We start from the raw sequence: 21,851 nt of genomic DNA, 5'->3' as shown, positions 1-21,851 counted from the left end.
CCATGCGACTTCGCCCGCCTAGCTGGCGAGAGCTTGACGAACGAAGCAACCCGACAAGTCTATCCCAAACGCGGGGCCCATTTGTCCACTACCGACTTCGAGATGGATTGCACGTCGTCGGTGGTCGGGCCGGGCTCGGCGGTGAAGCCGGCGAGTCGGTAGTACTCGAGCTCGCGGATCGATTCGAGGATGTCGGCGAGGGCGCGGTGGCCGCCGTTCTTCGCGGGGGCATTGAAGTAGACGCGCGGGAACCAGCGGCGCAAGAGCTCTTTGATCGACGACACGTCGACGGAGCGGTAGTGCAGGTGTGAGTCGACACGGGGCATGTATTTGGCGAGGAACGTGCGGTCGGTTCCGATGGTGTTGCCGGCGATCGGGGCGCTGCCCTTGTCGGGTGCGTATTCGAGGATGTAGTTGAGCACCTCGTATTCGGCTTCGGCGAGGCTCACGCCGTTCGGGATCTCGTCGATGAGACCGGACGAGGTGTGCATGTTCGTGACGAATTCGCCCATGTTGTCGAGTGCGGCCTGGTCGGGCTTGATGACGATGTCGAACCCGGGGTGAAGGGGAGTGAGGTCGAAGTCGGTGACGACGACGGCCACTTCGACCAATTCGTCGACGCCGAGGTCGAGCCCGGTCATTTCGCAGTCGATCCACACGAGTCTGTCGCTTGTAGGCATGTCGCGAGTCTAGCGAGGGGCTCGCGGGGGTCGACGCTGAACATTCCGGGGGCCCCGCCTGGTAGACAGTTCCCATGACAGACGAAAAGCTCCAGGTCGAAGAAGGCTCCGAATACGTCGTGTTCTTCGAGGGCGGGCCGAGCGATGGCCGCACCGACAAGCGCGTGTCGACGAACGGCTCCTACGACGACGAGATCACCGATTACGTGCTCATCGACGGAACCGAGACCGGTTTCGTCTACACGGCGACGAAGGCACACCTGGTGGGCGAGCAGCTCCAGGTCCACTACGCCCTCGACGCCAAAGACAGCGACCCGGTGGTCGACCCCGAAGACCGCCGCGAGAGCACCAACTAAAAACACAGAGCCAGAACGCAGGATCCGAGGAGCGCCTCCTCGGATCCTGCGTTTTTTGCTCTCCGCCCGTTTTCATAGGGATCTCATCGGGTGCATCAGTCGCCCTCATTGAGACGGATCGCATTCTCGATCCATGCCCGAAATCACGAAGACTCTCGACCTCGACATCGTCGTGCCCGTGTACAACGAGCAGGCGACCCTCGTAGCCAGCATCACCGCTCTGCACGCGTACCTCTCGCGCTCCCTGACGGAAACGTGGCGGATCACGATCGCCGACAACGCGTCGACCGACACCACGCCAGCGCTGGCCGACACGCTGGCGGACGAACTCGACGGCGTGATCGCCGTCCACCTCGCTCAGAAGGGCCGGGGTCGCGCCCTCAAGAAGGTGTGGTCGGAGTCGACGGCGAGCGTGCTCGTGTACGTCGACGAAGACCTGTCGACCGACCTGTCGGCGCTCAAGCCGCTCGTCGCGCCCCTCCTCTCCGGGCACTCCGACCTGGCGATCGGCACGCGCCTCGATCCCTCCTCGCGCATCACTCGGGCAGGCAAGCGCGACTTCATCTCACGCACCTACAACCTGCTGCTGCGCCGGACCATGGGCGTGTCGTTCAGCGATGCGCAGTGCGGTTTCAAGGCCATCCGAAGCGACGTGGCGGCTCACCTGCTGCCCCTCGTCGAAGACACGGGCTGGTTCTTCGACACCGAGCTGCTGATCCTCGCCGAACGGTCGGGCCTCCGCATCCACGAGGTGCCGGTCGACTGGGTCGACGACCCGCAGTCGTCCGTTGACATCGTAGCGACCGCCTCCGCCGATCTCCGAGGAATGGTCCGCGTCGCTACGGGGATCGCCCGGGGCCGCATTCCGGTGGGCGCCATCTACGACCAGATCGGCCGTCACCCCTACGCCCAACCGGCGCCGTCGTTCTTCGGGCAGGTGATCCGCTTCGGTCTCGTCGGCGTGCTCTCGACAGCCGCCTACGCCGTCATCTACCTGCTCTTTCAGCAGTTCGTGCCCGCCCAGCTGGCCAACTTCCTCGCGCTGCTGATCACGACCATCGGCAACACCGCCGCCAACCGACGATTCACCTTCGGGGTGCGGGGGAGCGGCCAGGTCAAGCATCAGGCCCAGGGCCTCATCGTGTTCGGGATCGCCTGGGTCATCACCTCCGGCTCGCTCGTCGGCCTGCATCGGGTGTCGCCCGAAGCCGGAGCCCACGTCGAACTCGTCGTCCTCACGGCCGCCAACCTCGTCGCCACGGTCGTCCGGTTCGTGCTGCTCCGCGTCTGGGTCTTTCGCCGCGAGGCGAAACCCGCTCCGACGCTCGAGCCGCGACGAGCGTTCGAGGTAAGAGACCAGCCGAGCGCGCACGCTCACCCCCGCACCGCCGAGACCCTGACGAAGGCGAGCCAGTCATGACCACCGTTTCTCTTCCGCCCGCGTCGGCCACGTCGGATCCTTCGTCCGCTGCCGCATCGCCGCCGTCTCGGCTCCGACGGGCCGGGCGCTGGCTGGCTCTCGGCCCGGCGACTTCGCCGCGCTGGGAGCGACCGTCGCTCTGGGGGCTCATAATCGCCTCGGCGGTGCTGTACATCACCAATCTCTCGATCTCGGGCTACGCGAACTCGTTCTATTCGGCGGCCGTCCAGGCCGGGGCATCGAACTGGGAGGCGTTCTTCTTCGGATCCTCCGACGCCGCCAACTCGATCACGGTCGACAAACCGCCCGCGTCGCTCTGGATCATGGAGCTGTCGGTGCGCCTGTTCGGCCTCTCGTCGTGGAGCATCCTGCTGCCCGAGGCGCTCATGGGCGTGGCCACGGTCTTCCTGGTCTATGTGATCGTGCGACGGCACTTCTCGGCGGCGACCGCTCTGATCGCCGGCGGCACCCTCATGCTGACTCCCGTCGCCGTGATGATGTTCCGGTTCAACAACCCCGACGCGATGCTCCTGCTGCTGATGACGCTGGCCGTCTACCTGACGCTGCGCGGCATCGAATCGGGCAGGATCCGATGGGTCGTCTGGGCGGGAGTGGTCGTCGGATTCGGGTTCCTCACCAAGCAACTGCAGGCGTTCGTGATCCTGCCCGAGCTCGCGGCCGTGTATTTCCTCTGCGCGCCCCTCCGCTGGAAGACGCGACTGCTGCACCTGCTCGGAGCCTTCGGCGGCGTGATCGTCGGAGCCGGCTGGTGGGTCTCGATCGTCTCGCTCGTTCCCGCCTCGATGCGTCCGTACATCGGCGGGTCGCAGAACAACTCGTTCCTCGAGCTGACGTTCGGCTACAACGGATTCGGCCGGTTGACGGGCAACGAGACGGGCTCGGTGACGGGTGGAACAAGGGCGGCGGGAGCCGGATCCTGGGGTTCGACCGGCATCACCCGCCTGTTCGGCTCTGAGATCGGCGGCCAGATCACCTGGCTGCTGCCCGCCGCCCTGATCGTGATGGTGGCCGCATTCGTCGTGCTGGGTCGGCGCCACCGGATCGACGTGCGCCGCGCCACCCTGCTGCTCTTCTCGACCTGGCTGGTCGTCACCGGACTCGTCTTCAGCTTCGCCGGCGGCATCTTCCACCCGTACTACACGGTGGCACTGGCCGCCCCGCTCGCCGGGACCGTCGCCATCGGCGGCTCCCTCGTCTGGAACGCCGCCCGCACGCGCTGGTGGCCGAGGATCGTCCTGGCAGTCACCATGCTCGTGACGGCGGCCTGGTCGTACGCGCTGCTCGCCCGGGCCACCGACTGGCTGCCGTGGCTGAAGTTCGTGGTCGTCGTTGCGTGCGTGGCCGCTGCGGTGCTCGTGCTGGTGCCTCGTGGTGCTGGTGTCGGGCGTGGTGCTGCGGGCGCTGCTGAGGGTGCTGTCGGTGGTGCAGGTGGCGTCGCTGCCGGTGCTGCTGGCGCTATGGGGCGCTCGGCCGGGCGCGCTCGCGGGCTGGCTGCGGCGACCGTGTCGCTCATGCTGGTCGGCGGTCTGCTCGGGCCTCTCGCCTACTCGATCGAGACGGCCTCGACCGCCCACACCGGGTCGATCCCGTCGGCCGGGCCTGCGGTGGCTTCCGCTCGCGGTGGCTTCGGCGGCGGCGGTGGCGCGCCCGGTGCGGGCGGTGGCGCTCGCGGCACGCAGGGCGGGACCGGGACCGGAGCAGGCACCGGAGCGGGCACCGGAATGGGCACGCCGCCCGGTGGCTTTGGTGGTACGCCCGGCGGGGCTGGCACTGGAACTGGCACGGGCGCTGGCACTGGTACTCGCACGGCGCCGACCGGTGGCGTGGGCGGCATGGCTCGGGGCGGCGGTGGCATGGGCGGCATCTTCGGAGGCTCGACCACGGTCTCGTCGGCCCTCAAGAAGCTGTTGCTCACCGATGCCGACCAGTACACCTGGGTTGCTGCGGCGATCGGCTCCGACACGGCGGCCAGCTATCAGCTCGCGACTCTCAAGTCTGTCATGCCCGTCGGCGGCTTCAACGGAAGCGATCCGTCGCCGACCCTGGCCGAGTTCAAGGCCTACGTCGCAGCGGGCAAGATCCACTACTTCGTGGGCAGCTCGGTCGGCACGTCGAATGGCGGAAGCAACGCCTCGTCGAAGATCGCGGCCTGGGTCAAGGCGAACTTCGCCTCGCAGACCGTCGGCGGCGTGACCGTCTACGACCTGACGGGTTCGCTGACCCAGTAGCCCGACCTTCGCGAACTGAATCACGCACCGCTTACCGTTTTTTCGGTGCGCGGTGCGTGATTCGGTTAGCGACACTTGCCGAGTCACTGACGACACTGCGTCTAGTCGCATTTCGCAGGTCTAGTCGCGATTTACCGCGACTAAACCCTCGAATCGCGACTAGATCTGTCGTACATAGAGATGAAGGAGTCCCCCCGGAGGGATTCGAACCCCCGGCCATGTGGGTAGAAACCACGTGCTCTTCCACTGAGCTACGGGGGGAGACGACCGACCGCAATCGATGACTACGGTACTACGCGCCGCCCGTTCGCTCAGCTTTCGTCGGGTGTCGTGCGGCGACGAACCTGATGCGCGCTGACCGGAGCGCTGAACGCCGGCTCGCGATCGTCCCCCGACTCGTCATCGCGAGACTCGCTGTCAGCCGGCTCAAGGCCCCGCTCCGTATTCGCTGACTCTGCATCCGCTGACTCTGCATCTGCCGACTCTGCACTGACCGGGGCGGGCGCGTTGACCACGGGCGTCGTCACCATGCCGGTCGAGGCGCGAGCAGGAGCGCCGCCAGAAACCGAAGGATCCGCCCCCACGCCGCTCACCTCAGCCCCGCCCTGCACGTGAGCGTCATTCGTCCGCCCCGCCTCGGCGTCGGCCGCTTCGACGCGCCCCTCCTCGCTCGGGGATGCCTCGCGAGGGGCGGTCTCGACCGGCGACGCCTCGTCGGTGGCGGTCGCGGAGGGGACCGCAGCTGCCACCTGGGGTTCGGCAGGCGTTTGCTCCATCGCGGCGATGGCGGCGTCTTGGGTGGCCGCGGCCGGGGGCGTAGCCGGAACGACGGGTGCGGGTGCGAACGCTGTGGGCGCCTGCACCGGACTGGACTCGCCGTCGACCGGAACGAACGACTGCGTCGTTGCCGACTCGGGTTGGGACGCCTTGTCTTCGGCCTTTTCGGCGTTCCAACGCTCGACCTCGTCGCGGAACAGCTTCTTCGCCCGAGTCGGCTTGGTCTGCCACTGCACAAGGCGGTCGCGCAGGTCGGCAAAGGTCTGCTCGGCCTGGAATCGGAAGGTGGCCGAGTTGCTGCGAATCGACGCGATCTCGTGCTCTGACCAGACGGCGGCGAGGTCGGCGCCCGCGACGGGAAGCAGGCGGAGCCTGATGGACGCCTCGTCGGAGAGGTGCGCCGTGTGCGCTCGTTCGTCGGTGCCAAGCGCGCTCCACTCGATCGAACGACGGGCCGATGCAATTAGGGCCGTGACCGTGTTCGCCTTTACTTCGCGGTCACGCGCCTCGAGTAGCCGCTTGCCCATGCTGCGAGCGATGAGCGCAGCCAAGACACCCGCCACGATGATCGCTACGAAGGGCAGAACGACGTTCGTGATGATGCGTTGCCCTTCGGTTGAAGTCAGCCAGTCGGTCAGCGCGTTCCACCAGGTCATGCCGCGCACACTAACTGCTCCAGGGCCCCGGGCCGGGCTGCGACAGGCATCGGGGCGTAATCGGCCCGCAATGCGCCACCCCGCTCAGGCAAGGCGACAGCGAACTCAGGCGAACCGGAAGCAGTCGGTGGCGTCGTTTCGGCTCCAGAACTCGCCGATCTCTATGAACCGACGCTGCCGCGGGAGGAAACGCTTGGCGCGGAATCGCTCGCCCTCGGCGTGCTGATAGCTCTCGACGTACCCGAGCACTTCACCCGACGGGCGAGTGACGCGAATGAGGCCGTCGTGAAGCTGGACGAGAGTGAGCCCGCCCCGCTGCTCGCGCACGGAAGGCGCCGTCGCGAGGGCGCCGGGAATGGAATCGGGGGTGAAGGTCAGGGTGGTCATCGTGGTGCTCCTCGCTGTGGTCGGCTGGACTCTGGGTGCAAATCGAACATACGTACGACCACCGACATTCGAGCTCCCGCGACCAGACATCCGGTGCGAAACCTCAAAATCGCCCGCTTTTCGTGGAGAAAAGCGGGCGATTCTGAGGTCTCACCGTCCGGCGATACTGAGCGCGACTACCGACCCGACCCCGTGCCGTCGACAGCGAGAGGCTCGATCGCCGCGAGCTCCGCGTCGCTCAGATCCGCGCCGTGCAGCGCGTCGAGGCTGTCGTCGAGCTGTGCGACGCTCGAGGCGCCGATGAGGGCCGACGTCACGGCCTCCTGTCGGAGCACCCACAGCAGCGCGAGCTGCGCGAGCGACTGCCCGCGTGCCGACGCGATGTCGTTGAGGGCGCCGACCCGAGAGAGGTAGGTCTCATCGAGCACGTCTTCGGTGAACCAGCGACCCTCGGCAGCCCTGGATCCTGAGGGTGCTTTTCCGTTCAGGTATCGACCGGTCAGCAGCCCGCCCGCGAGCGGCGAGAAGACGATCGAGCCCACGCCGTTGGCGGTGAGGGTGTCGAACAGGCCCTGCTCGGGTCGGCGGTCGAACATGTTGTACCGCGGCTGGTGGATCAGCAGCGGCACGCCCTCGGCGGCGAGGGCGCTGATCGCCGCCTCGGTCTGGGCGGGATCGTAGTTCGAGATGCCGACGTAGAGGGCCTTGCCCTGGCGGACGGCCGTGGCCAGCGCGCCCATCGTCTCTTCGATGGGCGTCTCGGGGTCGGGGCGGTGCGAGTAGAAGATGTCGACGTAGTCGAGGCCCATGCGCGTGAGGCTCTGGTCGAGCGACGAGAGCAGGTATTTGCGCGAGCCGCCGTCGCCGTACGGCCCGGGCCACATGTCGTAGCCGGCCTTCGACGAGATGAGGATCTCGTCGCGGTAGGGCGCGAGATTTGCACTCAGGATCCGGCCGAACTGCTCCTCGGCCGAGCCGTACGGGGGGCCGTAGTTGTTTGCCAGATCGAAGTGGGTCACGCCGCGATCGAAGGCGCGGAGCACGATGTCACGCTGCGTCTCGAGGGAGCGGTCGGTGCCGAAGTTGTTCCAGAATCCGAGCGAGATGCGGGGGAGTCGCAGTCCGCTCCGGCCGATCCGGTCGTAGGGGAGCTTTTCGTACCGTTCGGCGTCGGCGACGTAGGGCGTGAAAGGTGAGGTCATAGGGCTGAGCCTACTGACGCCTGCAGGGCCGGGGAGTACCGTGAGTTTATGACGACTTTCACGCTTGCCGGCGGCTGTTTCTGGTGTCTCGACGCGGTCTACCGCACCCTGCAGGGTGTGACCGACGTCGTCTCCGGTTATACGGGAGGCTCGATGTCGAATCCCAGCTACGAGGCCGTCTGCACCGGCGCGACGGGGCACGCCGAGGCCGTTCAGGTCACCTTCGACGAGGAGGTCATCCCGGCCGAGGTCATCCTCGACGTCTTCTTCACCCTTCACGATCCGCGACAGCTCAATCGCCAGGGTGCCGATGTCGGCACTCAGTACCGTTCGGCGATGTTCTACACAGACGACGCGCAGAAGGCGCAGTTCGAAGCGGCCCTCGACCGTGCTGGGGAGTACTGGGAGGGCGGAATCGTGACCACCCTGGAGCCGCTCGGCGTCTATTACGACGCGGAGGAGTATCACCAAGACTTCTTCGCCAAGAATCCCGGTCAGGGCTACTGCCTCGCGGTCGCGCTGCCCAAGGTCAACAAGATCCGCAAGTCGTACGGCAAGTACGTCTTGGCGTCATAGGTCGCGGCACCGCGCCTCGGCCACATCGAAAGGAGCTCAACGATGAGCAACGACACCGCCACCGCCACCACCACGCAAAGCACCTGGGTGGCCAGTGGCCCCGCCGGAGCCGTGGGATCGATCCACCGCACCGGCGACGGTTTCGCCATTCGAGTCGGTCGCGAGGCCGACTATCACGGCGCCTACCCGACGCTCGACGTCGCGAAACGCGCCATGCACGCGGCGCTCGGTCCCGGCGCGGATCGCCCGGAGTTCACCGAGCACTGAGCGAAAGACCGGGAGCGCCCTGGTCTCCACAACCGGCCCGACGGCCTCCTTCTCCCCAGACGAGGGAGAGACGGTCTCGGGCCGTTGTCGTCGTCGCGAGACTTTCGGTCATGACAGACACCATCTCCCTCACCGGCACAATCGCGACCCCGCTCAAGCGGGTGAGCACCACCTCGGGCATCTCGCTCGTCACCTTCCGCCTCGCGTCGTCTCAGCGTCGTTACGATCGCTCGCGCGCCGTCTGGGTCGACTCCGATACCAACTGGTACTCGGTGAGCGTGTATCGCCAGCTGGCCGACCACGCCGACGCCTCGCTCGACAAGGGCGACCGCGTCTTCGTCTCCGGCCGTCTGCGAATTCGCAACTGGCAGAAAGACGACCGCTCCGGCACCTCCGTCGAGATCGATGCCGAATCGCTCGGGCCCGATCTGCTGTTCGGCACGACCACGTTCACGAAGGCCGCAGGTCGCGCGGCACCGGCCCCCGGCGCGGCAGACGAGCACGACGAGAACGCGACCGATCCGCAGCAGGCACCCCCGCAGGATCCCTCGGGCCACCTCGAGACGCCCGTCACGACCGCGGCACCCGGTTCCGGCTCCGAACTGGGCGTGCCGAGCGCGCCGCCTCAGCAGACCAACGTCGCAGTGCCCGCCGCCGCAGCAGTCCTCGTCCCGGCGGCCTCCGCGCCGCCCTCCCCGGTCGACCAGCAGCCCGGGTGGCACGTCGTCGGCGAAGAGGCCCCGTTCTGATCGGGTCGAATAGACTCAGGCCGTGGTCTTTCGAATCCAGCGATCCCGAGGCGCGGGCGGGGCGGTCGCCGGGCTCACTCTGCTCGTCCTCCTCGTGACGACAGCGTGCACCACCCAGGCGCCTGAGCCGACGACGAGTCCGTCGGCGTCGCAGGAATCGGCGACGGCCACCTCCACCGCTCAGTCGACTGCCACGCCCAAGCCGGCGCCCAGCTTCTCGAAGACCGCCTCGACCGCCGAGGCGCTCCGCTTCTTCGACTCCGTGGTGAAGAAGAAACTCGACGCCGATTCGGGCGCGCAGGGTCGAGACATCGTCGACGCCCTGAGCTCGGCCGGCTTCTCCAAGAAGAACATGGAGGTCACCGCCGACTCCACCTCGATCGGCCGTCAGGTCGACTCGATCGAGGTCTCGGTGCGCTGGCGGGGCGACGACTGTCTTGTCGGGCAGATCGGTCAGAACGGGTTCGCCAGCACTTCCTCTCCGGTCTTGAAGACCGGCAAATGCCTGATCGGAACGACCCGCGCCATCGACTGGTGAGACCTCGTCTCAGAGTCGCCGCCCGCGACCCATTCCCCAAATAGACTGGACCCCATGGCCGAATACATTTACTCGATGGTCCGTGCGCGAAAGACGGTCGGCGACAAGCTGATCCTCGACGACGTGACCATGTCGTTCATCCCCGGAGCCAAGATCGGCGTCGTCGGCCCGAACGGTGCCGGTAAGTCGACGATCCTCAAGATCATGGCCGGCCTCGACACTCCCTCGAACGGCGAGGCGAAGCTGAGCCCGGGCTACACGGTCGGCATCCTCATGCAGGAGCCCGAGCTCGACGAGTCCAAGACCGTCCTCGAGAACGTCCAGGAGGGCGTGGGGCCGATCAAGGGCAAGATCGACCGCTTCAACGAGATCTCGGCCGCGATGGCCGAGCCCGATGCCGACTTCGATTCCCTTCTCGAAGAGATGGGCGGTCTTCAAGAAGAGATCGACGCAGCCGACGCCTGGGATCTCGACTCCCAACTCGAGCAGGCCATGGATGCCCTGCGGACGCCCCCGGGCGACGCCCAGATCGCCAATCTCTCCGGTGGTGAGAAGCGCCGCGTCGCGCTCTGCAAGCTGCTGCTGCAGAAGCCCGATCTCCTGCTTCTTGACGAGCCCACTAACCACCTCGACGCCGAGAGCGTCCTGTGGCTCGAGCAGCACCTGAGCCAGTATCACGGCGCCGTCCTCGCCGTGACACACGACCGGTACTTCCTCGACCACGTCGCCGAGTGGATCGCCGAGGTCGACCGCGGCCGGCTCTACCCGTACGAGGGCAACTACTCGACCTACCTCGAGAAGAAGGGCGAGCGCCTCAACATTCAGGGCAAGAAAGACGCGAAGCTTGCCAAGCGCCTCTCGTCCGAGCTCGAGTGGGTACGAAGCAACTCGAAGGGCCGCCAGGCCAAGTCGAAGGCCCGCCTCGCTCGCTACGAAGAGATGGCAACCGAGGCCGAGCGCACGAAGAAGCTCGACTTCGAAGAGATCATCATCCCGGTCGGTCCGCGTCTGGGGCAGCAGGTGATCGATGCCAAGGGTCTCGAAAAGGGCTTCGACGGGCGGGTCCTGATCGACAACCTCTCCTTCACCCTTCCCCGCAACGGAATCGTCGGCGTGATTGGCCCGAACGGCGTCGGCAAGACCACGCTCTTCAAGACCATCACGGGGCTTGAGCCGCTCGACGGCGGAGACCTGAAGGTCGGCGAGACGGTCGACATCTCGTACGTCGACCAGAACCGCGGCGGCATCGACCCCAACAAAAACCTGTGGGAGGTCGTCTCCGAGGGCCTCGACTACATCCAGGTCGGCAAGACCGAGATCCCGTCGCGTGCCTACGTGTCGCAGTTCGGCTTCAAGGGCCCCGACCAGCAGAAGAAGGCCGGCGTGCTCTCCGGTGGTGAGCGCAACCGTCTGAACCTCGCGCTCACCCTCAAGCAGGGCGGAAACCTTCTGCTGCTCGACGAGCCCACAAACGACCTCGACGTCGAGACGCTGGGCAGCCTCGAGAACGCACTGCTCGAGTTCCCCGGCTGTGCTGTGGTCATCACTCACGACCGGTGGTTCCTCGACCGCATCGCGACGCACATCCTCTCGTACGAGGGCACCCCCGACAACCCGGCCAACTGGTACTGGTTCGAGGGCAACTTCGAGGCCTACGAAGAGAACAAGATCGAGCGCCTCGGCGCCGACGCCGCCAAGCCGAGCCGGGTCACGTACCGCAAGCTGACGAGAGACTGACGTGGCGAGGCTTCACGTTCCCACCGTGCTGCGGTGGGGCGACCTCGACGCCTACGGTCATGTGAACAACGCCGAGATGCTGCACCTCCTCGAAGAGGCCAGAATCCAGGCGTTCTGGTCGGCCGGTGAAGAGTCGGGCGACTCGACCGCGACGGCCATCCTCGACTCGAGCCCGGGAACCGACACGTGGTCGCTCATCGCCCGGCAAGAGGTCGAGTACCTCGCGCCGATCGCGTACACGCGTCTGCCCCTCGACATCCAGCTCTGGATCGGCCACATGGGCGGTGCCAGCCTCGAGATCTTCTACGAGGTCTTCTCGCCGGTCGGCGTCGAGCCACGCGTACTGCACACCCGTGCCGCTTCGACGCTGGTCTTGGTCGATGCCTCGACGCAGCGCCCGCGCCGGATCAACGACGCCGAGCGAACCGCCTGGTCGCCGTTCGTCGATGAACCGCTGACGTTCCGGCGTCGCTGACGCGTCATTTGTCGAGACCTCAGAAACGACCGCCGATCGCGCTGATCGGTGGTCGTTTTTGAGGTCTCGCTGACTCACACCGCCGAGCTACGCGCCAGGAACCCTGGTCATACCCTCCTGAGCGACCGACGCGAGCAGGCGCCCACTGCGATCGTAGAAGCGCCCGGTCGACAGCCCACGGCCGCTCTGTGCGCTCGGTGACTCCATGGCGTAGAGCAGCCACTCGTCGGCACGCCCGGCCCGGTGCCACCACATGGCGTGGTCGAGGCTGGCGATCTTGATACCGGGTGCCGACAGTGGAACGCCGTGTCGCCGCAGGATCGGCTCCAGGATGCCGAGGTCGCTGGCGTAGGCGAGCGCAGCGCGGTGAACGAGGTCGTCGTCGGGGAGCCGCCCCACCGTCTTCATCCACAGTGCCTGGTGCGCGACGTGCGCCCCCTCGACCCGGAGGAAGATCGGCGACGGCACGTGCCGGATGTCGAACGGCCGGCCGTGAGCCCAGAACCTCGCCGACGGATCGTCGATGCCCTCGAGCCCCTCGGCGAGCGTCGGAAGAGATTCAGGATCCGGCAACCCGGTCGGCGCCTCGACCTGGTGGTCGATTCCTCCGTCGATCGTCTGGAACGACGACATCGTCGTCATGATCGGCACGCCGTTCTGCGAGGCCTCGGTCCGGCGAGAGGCGAAGGAACGGCCGTCGTGGCTCCGGTCGACCTGGAACGACACGGGGAACTCGACCTTGCCGGCGCGCAGGAAGTAGGCGTGCAGGGAATGCGGCACGCGCTCGCCATCGACGGTCTGCGCGGCCGCCATGAGCGACTGCGCGAGCACCTGCCCACCGAACACACGCCCGTTGGGCATCCACTGGCTCGAGCCCTCGAAGGTGTCGGTGCCCGACGGTGTGAGCTCGAGAGCATGGAGAAGGTCGGCCAGGGGGTCGGTGGCGGCCGCGGGGTGCGACGGGTCGGAGTTCATCAGCGGTAGTTTAGATCGCTCATGACTACCGCATTCACGCTCCCCGACTCGCTCTCGCTCGACGACTTGCACACCTTCCTCGCGCGGGCTGCCGCGGTCGACGACGGTGCCGTGCGCCTCATTGGAGCGGGCGGGGTGCTCGCCGCCTACGTCGGCGTTCTCAGCCCGGCCGGTCTCCTCGACACGAGCCCGACGGTCTTGGGTTTGCGAACCTATGCCCTGGCCGAAGGAAGCGAAGCGACCTTCGACGCCGTGGTGCCGATCCGCTCCGTCCAGGAGCGACTGGTGCGGCTTCAGAACGAGGTCGTCGACCCCACCGCCGCAGTCGTCGTCGCGCTGCCACCTGTCGTGATCGCGGCCTCCTGGGCCGCCATCTCCCCGCCGCGAGGTGGCTGGCAGGCGGCGGCCGCAGTCGACGCGGCCGTCCTCGAGGCCACGGCCAAGGCGGGAATCGACGAGGTCGCCCGAGTCATCCCGACGGGAACGGGCGAGCAGATCGTGCATAAGGTCCGCTCGGGCGTCTGGACGCGCCCGATCGACGGCACCGACGGGGTTCCGGCCGGTGCGGCCTTTGCGGCGCTGACGCTCGGGTTCCTTTCCGGTGAGGAGCCGACCCGGGTCTTCACGGTGGGTGCCTGGACGCGCCTCTCCACCAGCCGCGGGCACGTGCTCGTGAAGCGACGTTCCTCGTTGCTCTAGCCGTCGGATCCTCGGGTCGAGACGAACACGGCCCGTCGCCATCGCGCCCGAGCCTCGTCAACGACCTCCGCGAAGGCAGCTACGCGCAGCTCGGTCGCGTGTGAGTCATTCGGCGAACGAGTTGACCATTGCGTGCGCGGCTCGATCGAGGTAGCCCCATAGCATCGCGTCGTCGAGGGGCGCGAGGTCGAGCGAGTCGACCGCATCGCGCATGTGCACGAGCCAGCGGTCCCGTGCCGCGGGAGTGATCGTGAACGGGTTGTGCCGCATGCGGAGCCTCGGGTGTCCGCGTTCGTCGCTGTACGTCGTCGGGCCACCCCAGTACTGCTCGAGAAACCCCGTCAGCCGCTGAATGGCGCCCTCAAGGTCGTCGGCCGGGTACATGGGCCAGATGATCGGATCGGTCTGCACGCCCTCGTAGAAGCGTCGCACGAGCTTCTCGAACGTCGGGCGACCGCCGACCTTCACCCAGAAGTTGCCCTGGGCATCGTCGTCGCCCCTGCCGGACCGAAGCGTGACGGGTTGGCCCAGAGGCAGAGAGCGCTGAGGATCCACCGGCTCACCAGAAGAGACAGGGTGCGTTTCGGTCATGCCTCATTGTCTCCCGAGGGCGGGGCGTTCCTGCCCCGACGTGGCGCCCGCGGCGCCTTGTTCCGCCCCTGCACGGGTGTCGGCTGCGTCTCGATCGGGCGAGCCCCCCGGATGTTGGTGGCCTCCTCGAAGCCCGACAGAACGACGCTCTGCAGCGAGGGGAGGTGGATGCCCTTCGCGTCGAGGGCGCGGACGATGCGGAGGCGCAGCTCGCGCGCGACCGCGTCTTTGTCGGCCGACCGGGTTCGAACGGCGAGACGGATGACGAGGTGCGACTCCGAGATCGACTGCAGGCCCCAGATCTCGGGCTTCTCGAGCATGCGCGTCTTCCAGCGGGGCTGCGCGGCGACCGCCGCCGACGTCGTGAGCACGATCGATTCGACCTCGTCGATGTCGTTCTCGTACGGAACTGCGATATCGATGATGGCCCGGGCCCAGCCCTGCGACATGTTGCCGACGCGCAGGATCTCGCCGTTGCGGACGAACCACAGGGTGCCGTTGACGTCGCGCACCTGAGTCACGCGGATGCCCACCGCCTCGACGACGCCGGTCGCCAGCTGGACGTCGACGATGTCGCCGACTCCGAGCTGATCTTCGACGACCATGAACAGCCCGCTCAAAATGTCTTTGACGATGTTCTGCGCGCCGAAAGCGAGGCCGGCCGCGATCACGCTCGCCGCACTGACGAGCCCGACCGTGGCGACATTCAACGTGGCGAGGATCGTCGCTATGGCGATCACCGCGATGACGACCGTCGCGACGTTGTTGAGGACGCTGCCGAGAGTGCGAGTGCGCTGGACCACCCGCACCGCGCGCAGGGGAGAGTTGAGCGCCTGAGTGTCGTCGACGTTCTGCTTCTTCTTGACGCCCGTGACGATCTGGTCGACCACACGACGGATGACGAAGTGGACGATGATGCGGAGCACGACCGCACCGACGATGACGCCGGCGACCGCGATCGGCGTGCCCCAGGCGTCCCAGAAGGCGCTGGCCCCGGTCGCGATGTCGTCGGCGGCGCTCGTCTTGGTCGCAGCGGCTGCGAGGAGTTGAGTGACCATTCGGCCAATGCTACGAGGAAGAGTTCAAGGGTCTGCTGAGCGACCCGGGCCTGCGGCGCCGAGATCGCAGTAGTGGTCGGGCCCTGGCGACCTCAACTGCGATCTCAACGCCCGACCCGGGCCTCGCGAGGTGCCTGGGGCTCGCGAGCCGCCGGCGACCCGCGAGATGGCCTGATCTCCGCGATCGCGGCGGTTTCGCCGTAGATCAGGCCATCTCGCGGCACAATGCCCGCGAAACGCACGATCCGGCCCGCACACAGCGAAGCGGCGGCACCCGTGAAGGGTGCCGCCGCTCGGCGTCGGGATGCAGCTCGCCAGCCGGCTAGCCCACCAGCCGGCCAGGCTGCCGGTCGCAGCCGCTACTTGTCGGCGGCCTGGACCCGCAGAGCGCGCTCCGTGCCGGCCACGTTTTCCGTCACGATGCGTCGCAGGGCCGGTGTCTCCGGGTTGGCCGCGAGCCACGCCTGGGAAGCGTCGACGAGGGCGGAGTCGGCGAGCCCGGCCGGGTAGAGGCCCGAGACGAGGGTGTCGGCGATGTGGTAGCTGCGCGTCTCCCAGATCGTCGTAAGCGAGTCGAAGTACTTCGCGACGACCGGCTCGAGGATCGACGGGTCGTTCGTGTGCTGGAAGCCCATCGTCGTGGCCCGCACGATCGCATTCGGCTGCTCGTCGGAGTCGACGATCGACGCGAATGCAGCGAGCTTGCCCTCGCTCGTGGGGATCGTTGCTCGAGCCCGTGCCGCCGCCTGAGCGCCGTTTGCCGTGTTGTCGTCGGCAAGTGCCGCATCGATCTCGGCGGTGCCGGCCCTGCCCACGAGCACGAGGCCCTCGAGGATCTCCCAGCGCAGGTCGGTGTCGATCTCAAGACCCTCGAGAGCGATCGATCCGTCGGAGAGGCCCTGGAGGGCATCACCGTGGGCATCGGTCGACGCGATGTTCGCAAAGAATTTCACGAACTGGAACTGCGCGTCGGAACCGGCCTCGGCGGCCTGCGCAAGCGCCCACAGGGCGTCGCCGACCTCGGTGATCGTCGCCGCACGGGTGGCGGGGTCGACGTAGCTGCGGGCGGCCTGCGTGAGCTGCGACAGCGTGGTGCGGATGGTCGTCGACTCGGTCTCGGTCGCGATGTTGGCGAGTACCAGCTTCACGTAGTCGCGAGCGGCGCTCTCGGCGTCGCGGGTGGCATCCCACATCGAACCCCAGACGAGCGCGCGAGCCAACGGGTTGTGGATCTTCGCTAGGTGCTCGATCGCCGTGGCGCGGGAGACGTCGTCGAGACGGATCTTCGCGTAGGCGAGGTCGTCGTCGTTGATCAGCACCAGGTCGCCTCGCTTGAGGCCGACCAGCTCGGGCACGTCGGTGCGTTCGCCGTCGACGTCGATCTCGACACGGTCGGTGCGCACAAGCGAGTCGCCGTCGAGCGAGTACAGGCCGATCGCGAGGCGGTGAGGCCGGATCGTCGGGTAGTCAGCGGCAGCGGTCTGCAGCACGGCGAACGAGGTGATGGCGCCCTCGGCGTCGACCTCGATCTCGGGGCGGAGCGTGTTGACGCCGGCCGTCTCGAGCCAGAGCTTCGACCAGCTGGTCAGCTCGCGCCCGCTCGTGACCTCGAGTTCGGTGAGGAGGTCGCTCAGCTCGGTGTTGGAGTGGTGGTGCTTCTTGAAGTACGCGGCGACACCCGCATAGAACGCGTCGATACCGACCCAGGCGACGAGCTGCTTGAGCACCGAGCCGCCCTTGGCGTAGGTGATGCCGTCGAAGTTGACCTGGACGTCTTCGAGGTCGTTGATCGTCGCGACGACCGGGTGGGTCGAGGGCAGCTGGTCTTGGCGGTAGGCCCAGCTCTTTTCCATCGCCTGGAAGGTCGTCCAGGCCTCCGTCCACTCGGTGGCTTCGGCGGTCGAGATGGTGGAGGCCCACTCGGCGAACGACTCGTTCAGCCAAAGGTCGTTCCACCACTTCATCGTGACGAGGTCGCCGAACCACATGTGGGCGAGCTCGTGCAGGATCGTGACGACCCGACGCTCTTTGATGGCGTCAGTGACCTTGCTGCGGAACACGTAGGTCTCGGTGAAGGTGACCGCGCCCGCGTTCTCCATGGCGCCCGCGTTGAACTCGGGCACGAAGAGCTGGTCGTACTTGTCGAACGGGTAGGGGAAGTCGAACTTCTCCTCGTAGTAGGCGAAGCCCTGGCGGGTCTTCTCGAAGATGTAGTCGGCGTCCATGAACTCGGACAGCGACTTGCGGGTGAAGATGCCGAGGGGGATCTCGCGGCCGTCGGACGAGGTGAGCGACGAGCGGACGACGTCGTAGGGGCCGGCGACGATCGCGGTGATGTAGCTCGACATGACAGCGGTCGGCTCGAACGACCACGTGGCCGTCGCCGTAGCGGGATCCGTGCCGTCGACGACGGGCTCGGGCGTGATCGAGTTGGAGACCATCTGCCAGCGCGCGGGACCGGTGACGGTGAACTGGAAGGTCGCCTTGAGGTCGGGCTGCTCGAACACGGCGAAGACGCGCCGGCTGTCGGGCACTTCGAACTGCGAGTAGAGGTAGACCTCGGAATCGACCGGGTCGACGAAGCGGTGCAGGCCCTCGCCCGAGTTGGTGTACTCGGCGTCGGAAACGACGGTGAGCTCGTTGGAGGCGGCGAGGCCGTCGAGCTGGATGCGCACGCCGTCGTTGATCGACGCGACGTCGAGCGCCTGCCCGTTGAGAGTGACCGAGTGCACGGTGCGGGTGAACGCGTCGATGAAGGTCGAAGCGCCCTCGGTGGCCGTGAACTTCACGGTCGTCGTCGAGCCGAAGACCTCCTCGCCGCGGGTGAGGTCGAGCGAGATCGCGTACGACTGCACGTCGACGATGCTCTTACGCTCCTGCGCTTCGACACGGGTGAGGTTCTCTCCAGGCATGTTTTCTCCACGAGCATCGGGTGCTCCGTCGGTGGTGAGTGAGGTGGTGGGCTCGTGGCCCTCGACCACACTACTGGTGGGCGAGAATTGGGGGTGTGAGTTCTCCACAGGCGCCCCCGGGTGACGAAAAGACCCCAGGATCCAGCCCGGCCCCGTCGAGTGGCTACCTCGCGGTCCTCCGACTCCCGCACGCCCTCCGCGTTTTTCTCCCGGCCTTGATCGGGCGGCTCGCGTTCGCCACGGTCGCCCTCTCCCTGCTGCTCACCGTGGAGGCGGCCACCGGGTCGTACGGCGCGGCCGGGGCGGCCTCCGGGGTGTTCGGAGTGGCCAACGTCGTGGCTTCGCCCATTCGCGCGCGCCTGGTCGACCGGTGGGGTCAGCGGCGAGTTCTCGCCCCTCTCGCGATCGGTCACGCGGCGAGCCTGGCCGTGCTGGCGACTCTGGCGTCGTCGGGAAGTCGGCCGCTTTGGATCCTGATCGCTCTTGCCGGTCTCGCTGGCGTCTTCGCTCCACCGCTGGGAGCCGCCATGCGCGTGCTCTGGGCGCAGCTGACTGACTCTCCGGTGCTTCGAGCCCGGGCCTACGCTCTTGACGCGATCTCGCAGGAGACCCTGTTCACGACCGGTCCGCTTGTCGTGGCGGTCGTCATCGCCGTTTGGTCGCCTCCGGCCGCGCTGTACATGACCGCCGCCCTGTCGCTCGTCGGCACCTTGTTCATGACGAGCGGCGCGGCCTCCCGCGCCCGGGTCGCCGCCACCGTGCCGGCCAAACGGTCGTCGCGTCCGCTCGCGCAACCGGGGTTCGTCTCGGTCGTGCTGGGGCTGCTGGGTGTCGGGCTCGCGCTCGGCGCGGTCGAGGTCGCCGCACCGGCCGCGGGCGAGGGGTCGGCGTCGATTCTCGGCCCCGGGATCCTTCTCGCTGTCTTCTCTGCCGCCTCGGCCGTGGGCGGCCTCGTCTACGGGCACCGCACCTGGTCGTCGCCACCCGGTCGTCGCCTCCTCGGCATCGGCCTGGGGATGGGCGTCTCGTGCGCCCTGCTCGTCTTCGTACCCGGCCTTCTCGGGCTGGCCGTGGGGCTTGTCGTGGTCGGGTTCTTCCTCGCGCCGGCGTTCGTCACCGGCTACCTGCTCGCCGACGAGTTGACCGACGCCGACGTGCGCACCGAGGCGTCGAGCTGGATCGACACGGCGGTGAACACGGGTGCGGCGCTCGCCGTCGCGGGGTGCGGGGCCTTGATCGACGGCTCTGCTCCCGGTGTGGCCTTTCTCGCCGGCGGAATCGGTGCCCTTGTGTGCCTGGCCGTGGCCGCTCCTGGGCTGGCTCGTGTGCACCGTCTGCCTGCGCGCGTCACTGCCTGACCCGCTCCCGTTGCCGAATTCGAAGGAGAATCGTGAGCCAGCCACCACAAAATCAAGGATCCGACGGCCTCACCGACAAGGATTTCCTTCGAATTCGGGCGGTCACCCCGTCGGCAAGGGTCGGCGCCGCTCAGAGCGCTGCGAGCACCTCGTCGGTCGTCGTGATCTCGATGAGTGGCGCGTAGAGCGCCATCACGTCGAGGGCTCGCTGGTGGTCGAGTTCGCTGAGCCCTGCGCAGGCATCGGCCACGACGCGCACCCGAACCCCGGCATCGGCCGCGGCGAGGGCCGTCGAGAGCACGCAGCAGTCGGTCGAGACCCCGGCGAGCACGAGATCGGTGGCACCGCCGAGCGCCTTGGCGGTCTCATCGCTCCATTTGCCGAACGTCGGGCGGGTGACCACGACGGCGTCTCCGACCGGGAACTCGGGCATCAACTCGTAGAGGGGATCCGTGTCGGGCACGAGCGCGAACGGCCACTCCTCGTAGTACGGAATCCAGGCTCCGGTGGGTTCGGCCGGTGCCACGAAGCGCGTGAGGGCCACGCGAGTGCTGAAGGCGGGCCGGAGCTGCTGGATGCGCACGCTGGCCAGCCCGAAGTCGGGCGTGAACCAGTCGCTGCCCGGGTCGCCGAAGACCCGCTGCATATCGATCGCCATCAGCCACGGCGGGGTGGCGAACGTCAGGCTCATACGATGTCTCGATCGAGCTGGAGGAGGCCCTCTTGCTGCCGGACTACCGGGCGCATGAAGAGCAGCGTTCCCAGGTAGCCGACGAGGAGTGCGGCCAGGACGCCGAGGTTGGCACCGCCCCATTGCTTGAGGAATGCTCCGTCGCCCAGCAAGTAGCCCTGCCACCCGAGCCAGCTCGCGGCTGCGTTTGTCACGAGCCCCCAGCCGATGGCGGTGCCCAGAACGAGAAGGCCGACTGTGACCCACTGGACGGAGCCGTAACGGCCCTTTGCCGTGAAGAGTTCTGAGACGGAGTAGTCGGCCTTTCGCAACTGAACATCGGCGAGGAAGATCCCCGCCCAGGCTGCAATCGGAACGCCGAGTGTGATGAGGAAGCCCTGGAAGGGCCCGATGAAGTCGTTGGCGAAGAAGACGACATAGATGGATCCAGCGATCATCAGGACACCGTCGACTCCGGCGGCGAGATAACGGGGGATCTTCAGACCGGCATTGAGAAGCGCCAACCCAGACGAGTAGATGTCGAGGACGGCTCCGCCGACAAGGCCGAGCACGGCCACGAGGGCGAACGGTATGAGGAACCAGATCGGCAGAATCGACGCCAGAGCGCCGATCGGGTCGGGCCCGACCGCCGCACTGAGTTCTGCCGAGCTTCCGGCGAGAAGCAAGCCGAATACGACCAGAACGATCGGGGCGGCGGAAGCGCCTAATGTCGTCCAGCCCACGACCCCGCGACTCGACGAACGTCGGGGCAGGTAGCGGGAGTAGTCGGCCGCCGCGTTGACCCAGCCGAGACCGAATCCGGTCATGACCAGGACGAGGGCGCCGATGAAGGCTGCTGCATTGCCAGCCGGGAGAGCCGAGACGGTCGAGAAATCGATCTGATGCGCCGAGAGGACGATGTAGACGACCGTGAGGACGCCTGTGATGATCGTGATCCACTTCTGCAGGCGAATGATGAAGTCGAACCCGAGCACTCCACCGAGAACGACGAGACCCGCGACCACGATGAGCGCGACCACCTTGGTGACGATCCCGCCGTTCCATCCGAGCTCTTCGAACACGGTGGCGACGGCCAGGGCGGCTGTCGAAGTGAGGGCGGTCTCCCAACCGACTGTCAGGATCCACGAGAGTATTGACGGCACACGGTTGCCCCTGACACCGAACGCTGCTCGACTCAGCGTGAGCGTCGGAGCGTTGCCTCGCTTGCCTGCCACCGAGATGAAACCGCAGAGCAGGAACGAGAAGACGATGCCGACGACGCCGAGGATCACGGCCTGCCAGAAGGAGACACCGAACCCGAAGATGTAGACGCCGTACGGGATGGCGAAGATCGACACATTCGACGCGAACCACGGCCAGAACAGCTGCCGCGGCGTGCCCTTGCGCTCCGACTCGTCGATGACGTTGACGCCGTTCACCTCGACCCCGCGGGGTGCGGAGTCGGCGGGCGTGGGGCCGGGGCTGGATGACACGGACGTCGACATGGGCGCTCTTCTCT

At 67.1% G+C, this 21,851-nt stretch carries 21 protein-coding genes and 1 tRNA gene; 11 read left to right on the top strand and 11 right to left on the bottom strand.

Annotated features, from left to right (window positions below):
- Positions 1–59 precede the first annotated feature (59 nt).
- Entirely contained in the window at positions 60–680 is a 621-nt protein-coding gene (gene orn, locus ASF54_RS11260; RefSeq protein ID WP_055962846.1) for an oligoribonuclease, read from the bottom strand.
- Between the two features lie 74 nt (positions 681–754).
- Here orn and ASF54_RS11255 point away from each other — a divergent pair, with 74 nt between their 5' ends.
- The 3 genes from ASF54_RS11255 (at position 755) to ASF54_RS11245 (ending at position 4,705) form a co-directional block, all read left to right on the top strand.
- Positions 755–1,036, top strand: a complete 282-nt coding sequence (locus ASF54_RS11255) for a hypothetical protein (protein ID WP_055962843.1) — start codon at positions 755–757, stop codon at positions 1,034–1,036.
- 133 nt (positions 1,037–1,169) lie between these two features.
- Entirely contained in the window at positions 1,170–2,456 is a 1,287-nt protein-coding gene (locus ASF54_RS11250; protein WP_055962842.1) for a bifunctional glycosyltransferase family 2/GtrA family protein, read from the top strand.
- The gene (locus ASF54_RS11245) at positions 2,453–4,705 is read left to right on the top strand and encodes a glycosyltransferase family 39 protein (protein ID WP_055962839.1); all 2,253 of its coding nucleotides are present in this window, start codon (positions 2,453–2,455) and stop codon (positions 4,703–4,705) included. Before ASF54_RS11250 ends, ASF54_RS11245 begins: the two co-directional genes overlap by 4 nt.
- 189 nt (positions 4,706–4,894) lie before the next feature.
- On the opposite strand, the gene ASF54_RS11240 is transcribed toward ASF54_RS11245, so the two are convergent.
- The 4 genes from ASF54_RS11240 to ASF54_RS11225 form a co-directional block, all read right to left on the bottom strand.
- Positions 4,895–4,966, bottom strand: a tRNA-Arg gene (locus ASF54_RS11240).
- A gap of 50 nt (positions 4,967–5,016) precedes the next feature.
- Complete coding sequence (locus ASF54_RS11235; RefSeq protein ID WP_055962836.1) at positions 5,017–6,138, bottom strand: hypothetical protein; 1,122 nt, start codon at positions 6,136–6,138, stop codon at positions 5,017–5,019.
- 105 nt (positions 6,139–6,243) lie between these two features.
- Complete coding sequence (locus ASF54_RS11230) at positions 6,244–6,525, bottom strand: hypothetical protein (protein ID WP_084816210.1); 282 nt, start codon at positions 6,523–6,525, stop codon at positions 6,244–6,246.
- 176 nt (positions 6,526–6,701) lie between these two features.
- Positions 6,702–7,727, bottom strand: a complete 1,026-nt coding sequence (locus ASF54_RS11225) for an aldo/keto reductase (protein ID WP_055962833.1) — start codon at positions 7,725–7,727, stop codon at positions 6,702–6,704.
- A 48-nt stretch (positions 7,728–7,775) separates the two neighbouring features.
- On the opposite strand from ASF54_RS11225, the gene msrA reads away from it, so the two are divergent.
- The 6 genes from msrA (at position 7,776) to ASF54_RS11195 (ending at position 12,069) form a co-directional block, all read left to right on the top strand.
- Positions 7,776–8,303 carry a peptide-methionine (S)-S-oxide reductase MsrA gene (gene msrA, locus ASF54_RS11220; RefSeq protein ID WP_055962831.1) on the top strand — a complete coding sequence of 176 codons (528 nt, stop codon included), beginning with the start codon at positions 7,776–7,778 and terminating at the stop codon, positions 8,301–8,303.
- Positions 8,304–8,345: 42 nt separating this feature from the next.
- A complete protein-coding gene (locus ASF54_RS11215; RefSeq protein ID WP_055962829.1) occupies positions 8,346–8,570 on the top strand; it encodes a hypothetical protein in 225 nt (74 codons plus the stop codon).
- A 110-nt stretch (positions 8,571–8,680) separates the two neighbouring features.
- Complete coding sequence (locus ASF54_RS11210; protein WP_055962827.1) at positions 8,681–9,319, top strand: single-stranded DNA-binding protein; 639 nt, start codon at positions 8,681–8,683, stop codon at positions 9,317–9,319.
- Positions 9,320–9,341: 22 nt separating this feature from the next.
- Positions 9,342–9,857, top strand: a complete 516-nt coding sequence (locus tag ASF54_RS11205; RefSeq protein WP_055962824.1) for a DUF6993 domain-containing protein — start codon at positions 9,342–9,344, stop codon at positions 9,855–9,857.
- Positions 9,858–9,911: 54 nt separating this feature from the next.
- Positions 9,912–11,594, top strand: coding sequence for an energy-dependent translational throttle protein EttA (gene ettA, locus ASF54_RS11200; protein ID WP_055962820.1), 1,683 nt, complete (start codon positions 9,912–9,914; stop codon positions 11,592–11,594).
- A gap of 1 nt (position 11,595) precedes the next feature.
- The gene (locus ASF54_RS11195; protein ID WP_055962816.1) at positions 11,596–12,069 is read left to right on the top strand and encodes an acyl-CoA thioesterase; all 474 of its coding nucleotides are present in this window, start codon (positions 11,596–11,598) and stop codon (positions 12,067–12,069) included.
- An 87-nt stretch (positions 12,070–12,156) separates the two neighbouring features.
- Here the strand turns inward: ASF54_RS11195 and ASF54_RS11190 are convergent, their stop codons facing one another.
- On the bottom strand, positions 12,157–13,044 hold the full coding sequence (locus ASF54_RS11190) for an acyl-CoA thioesterase (RefSeq protein ID WP_199726194.1): 888 nt from the start codon (positions 13,042–13,044) through the stop codon (positions 12,157–12,159).
- 21 nt (positions 13,045–13,065) lie between these two features.
- Here ASF54_RS11190 and ASF54_RS11185 point away from each other — a divergent pair, with 21 nt between their 5' ends.
- Complete coding sequence (locus ASF54_RS11185; RefSeq protein ID WP_055962813.1) at positions 13,066–13,743, top strand: hypothetical protein; 678 nt, start codon at positions 13,066–13,068, stop codon at positions 13,741–13,743.
- A gap of 105 nt (positions 13,744–13,848) precedes the next feature.
- On the opposite strand, the gene ASF54_RS11180 is transcribed toward ASF54_RS11185, so the two are convergent.
- The 3 genes from ASF54_RS11180 to pepN form a co-directional block, all read right to left on the bottom strand.
- Positions 13,849–14,334, bottom strand: coding sequence for a globin (locus ASF54_RS11180; RefSeq protein ID WP_084816209.1), 486 nt, complete (start codon positions 14,332–14,334; stop codon positions 13,849–13,851).
- Entirely contained in the window at positions 14,331–15,392 is a 1,062-nt protein-coding gene (locus ASF54_RS11175; RefSeq protein WP_084816208.1) for a mechanosensitive ion channel family protein, read from the bottom strand. The genes ASF54_RS11180 and ASF54_RS11175 overlap by 4 nt, the downstream gene beginning before the upstream one ends.
- A gap of 359 nt (positions 15,393–15,751) precedes the next feature.
- Complete coding sequence (pepN, locus tag ASF54_RS11170; RefSeq protein WP_055963940.1) at positions 15,752–18,304, bottom strand: aminopeptidase N; 2,553 nt, start codon at positions 18,302–18,304, stop codon at positions 15,752–15,754.
- Positions 18,305–18,399: 95 nt separating this feature from the next.
- On the opposite strand from pepN, the gene ASF54_RS11165 reads away from it, so the two are divergent.
- Positions 18,400–19,662: an MFS transporter gene (locus ASF54_RS11165; RefSeq protein ID WP_162237126.1), complete on the top strand. Its 1,263-nt coding sequence runs from the start codon at positions 18,400–18,402 to the stop codon at positions 19,660–19,662.
- Positions 19,663–19,792: 130 nt separating this feature from the next.
- Here ASF54_RS11165 and ASF54_RS11160 read toward each other — a convergent pair whose 3' ends face one another.
- Both ASF54_RS11160 and ASF54_RS11155 read right to left on the bottom strand, forming a co-directional pair.
- A complete protein-coding gene (locus ASF54_RS11160; protein ID WP_200919616.1) occupies positions 19,793–20,353 on the bottom strand; it encodes a cysteine hydrolase family protein in 561 nt (186 codons plus the stop codon).
- Entirely contained in the window at positions 20,350–21,837 is a 1,488-nt protein-coding gene (locus ASF54_RS11155) for a purine-cytosine permease family protein (protein WP_055962808.1), read from the bottom strand. The genes ASF54_RS11160 and ASF54_RS11155 overlap by 4 nt, the downstream gene beginning before the upstream one ends.
- Positions 21,838–21,851: the final 14 nt, after the last annotated feature.

The sequence above is a fragment of the Frondihabitans sp. Leaf304 genome, from assembly GCF_001423105.1.
In the GTDB taxonomy this organism is placed as follows: Bacteria; Actinomycetota; Actinomycetes; order Actinomycetales; family Microbacteriaceae; genus Frondihabitans.
Note: the sequence above shows the minus strand (reverse complement) of the source record. Positions and strands in the feature narration are given on the sequence as shown.

Coding starts and splice junctions, on each gene's coding strand:
- pepN (WP_055963940.1), bottom strand. CDS start 18,304: ATGCCTGGAGAGAACCTCACCCGTGTCGAAGCGCAGGAGCGTAAGAGC.
- orn (WP_055962846.1), bottom strand. CDS start 680: ATGCCTACAAGCGACAGACTCGTGTGGATCGACTGCGAAATGACCGGG.
- ASF54_RS11250 (WP_055962842.1), top strand. CDS start 1,170: ATGCCCGAAATCACGAAGACTCTCGACCTCGACATCGTCGTGCCCGTG.
- ettA (WP_055962820.1), top strand. CDS start 9,912: ATGGCCGAATACATTTACTCGATGGTCCGTGCGCGAAAGACGGTCGGC.
- msrA (WP_055962831.1), top strand. CDS start 7,776: ATGACGACTTTCACGCTTGCCGGCGGCTGTTTCTGGTGTCTCGACGCG.
- ASF54_RS11155 (WP_055962808.1), bottom strand. CDS start 21,837: ATGTCGACGTCCGTGTCATCCAGCCCCGGCCCCACGCCCGCCGACTCC.
- ASF54_RS11215 (WP_055962829.1), top strand. CDS start 8,346: ATGAGCAACGACACCGCCACCGCCACCACCACGCAAAGCACCTGGGTG.
- ASF54_RS11190 (WP_199726194.1), bottom strand. CDS start 13,044: ATGAACTCCGACCCGTCGCACCCCGCGGCCGCCACCGACCCCCTGGCC.
- ASF54_RS11210 (WP_055962827.1), top strand. CDS start 8,681: ATGACAGACACCATCTCCCTCACCGGCACAATCGCGACCCCGCTCAAG.
- ASF54_RS11230 (WP_084816210.1), bottom strand. CDS start 6,525: ATGACCACCCTGACCTTCACCCCCGATTCCATTCCCGGCGCCCTCGCG.
- ASF54_RS11185 (WP_055962813.1), top strand. CDS start 13,066: ATGACTACCGCATTCACGCTCCCCGACTCGCTCTCGCTCGACGACTTG.
- ASF54_RS11245 (WP_055962839.1), top strand. CDS start 2,453: ATGACCACCGTTTCTCTTCCGCCCGCGTCGGCCACGTCGGATCCTTCG.
- ASF54_RS11160 (WP_200919616.1), bottom strand. CDS start 20,353: ATGAGCCTGACGTTCGCCACCCCGCCGTGGCTGATGGCGATCGATATG.
- ASF54_RS11225 (WP_055962833.1), bottom strand. CDS start 7,727: ATGACCTCACCTTTCACGCCCTACGTCGCCGACGCCGAACGGTACGAA.
- ASF54_RS11235 (WP_055962836.1), bottom strand. CDS start 6,138: ATGACCTGGTGGAACGCGCTGACCGACTGGCTGACTTCAACCGAAGGG.
- ASF54_RS11255 (WP_055962843.1), top strand. CDS start 755: ATGACAGACGAAAAGCTCCAGGTCGAAGAAGGCTCCGAATACGTCGTG.
- ASF54_RS11180 (WP_084816209.1), bottom strand. CDS start 14,334: ATGACCGAAACGCACCCTGTCTCTTCTGGTGAGCCGGTGGATCCTCAG.
- ASF54_RS11175 (WP_084816208.1), bottom strand. CDS start 15,392: ATGGTCACTCAACTCCTCGCAGCCGCTGCGACCAAGACGAGCGCCGCC.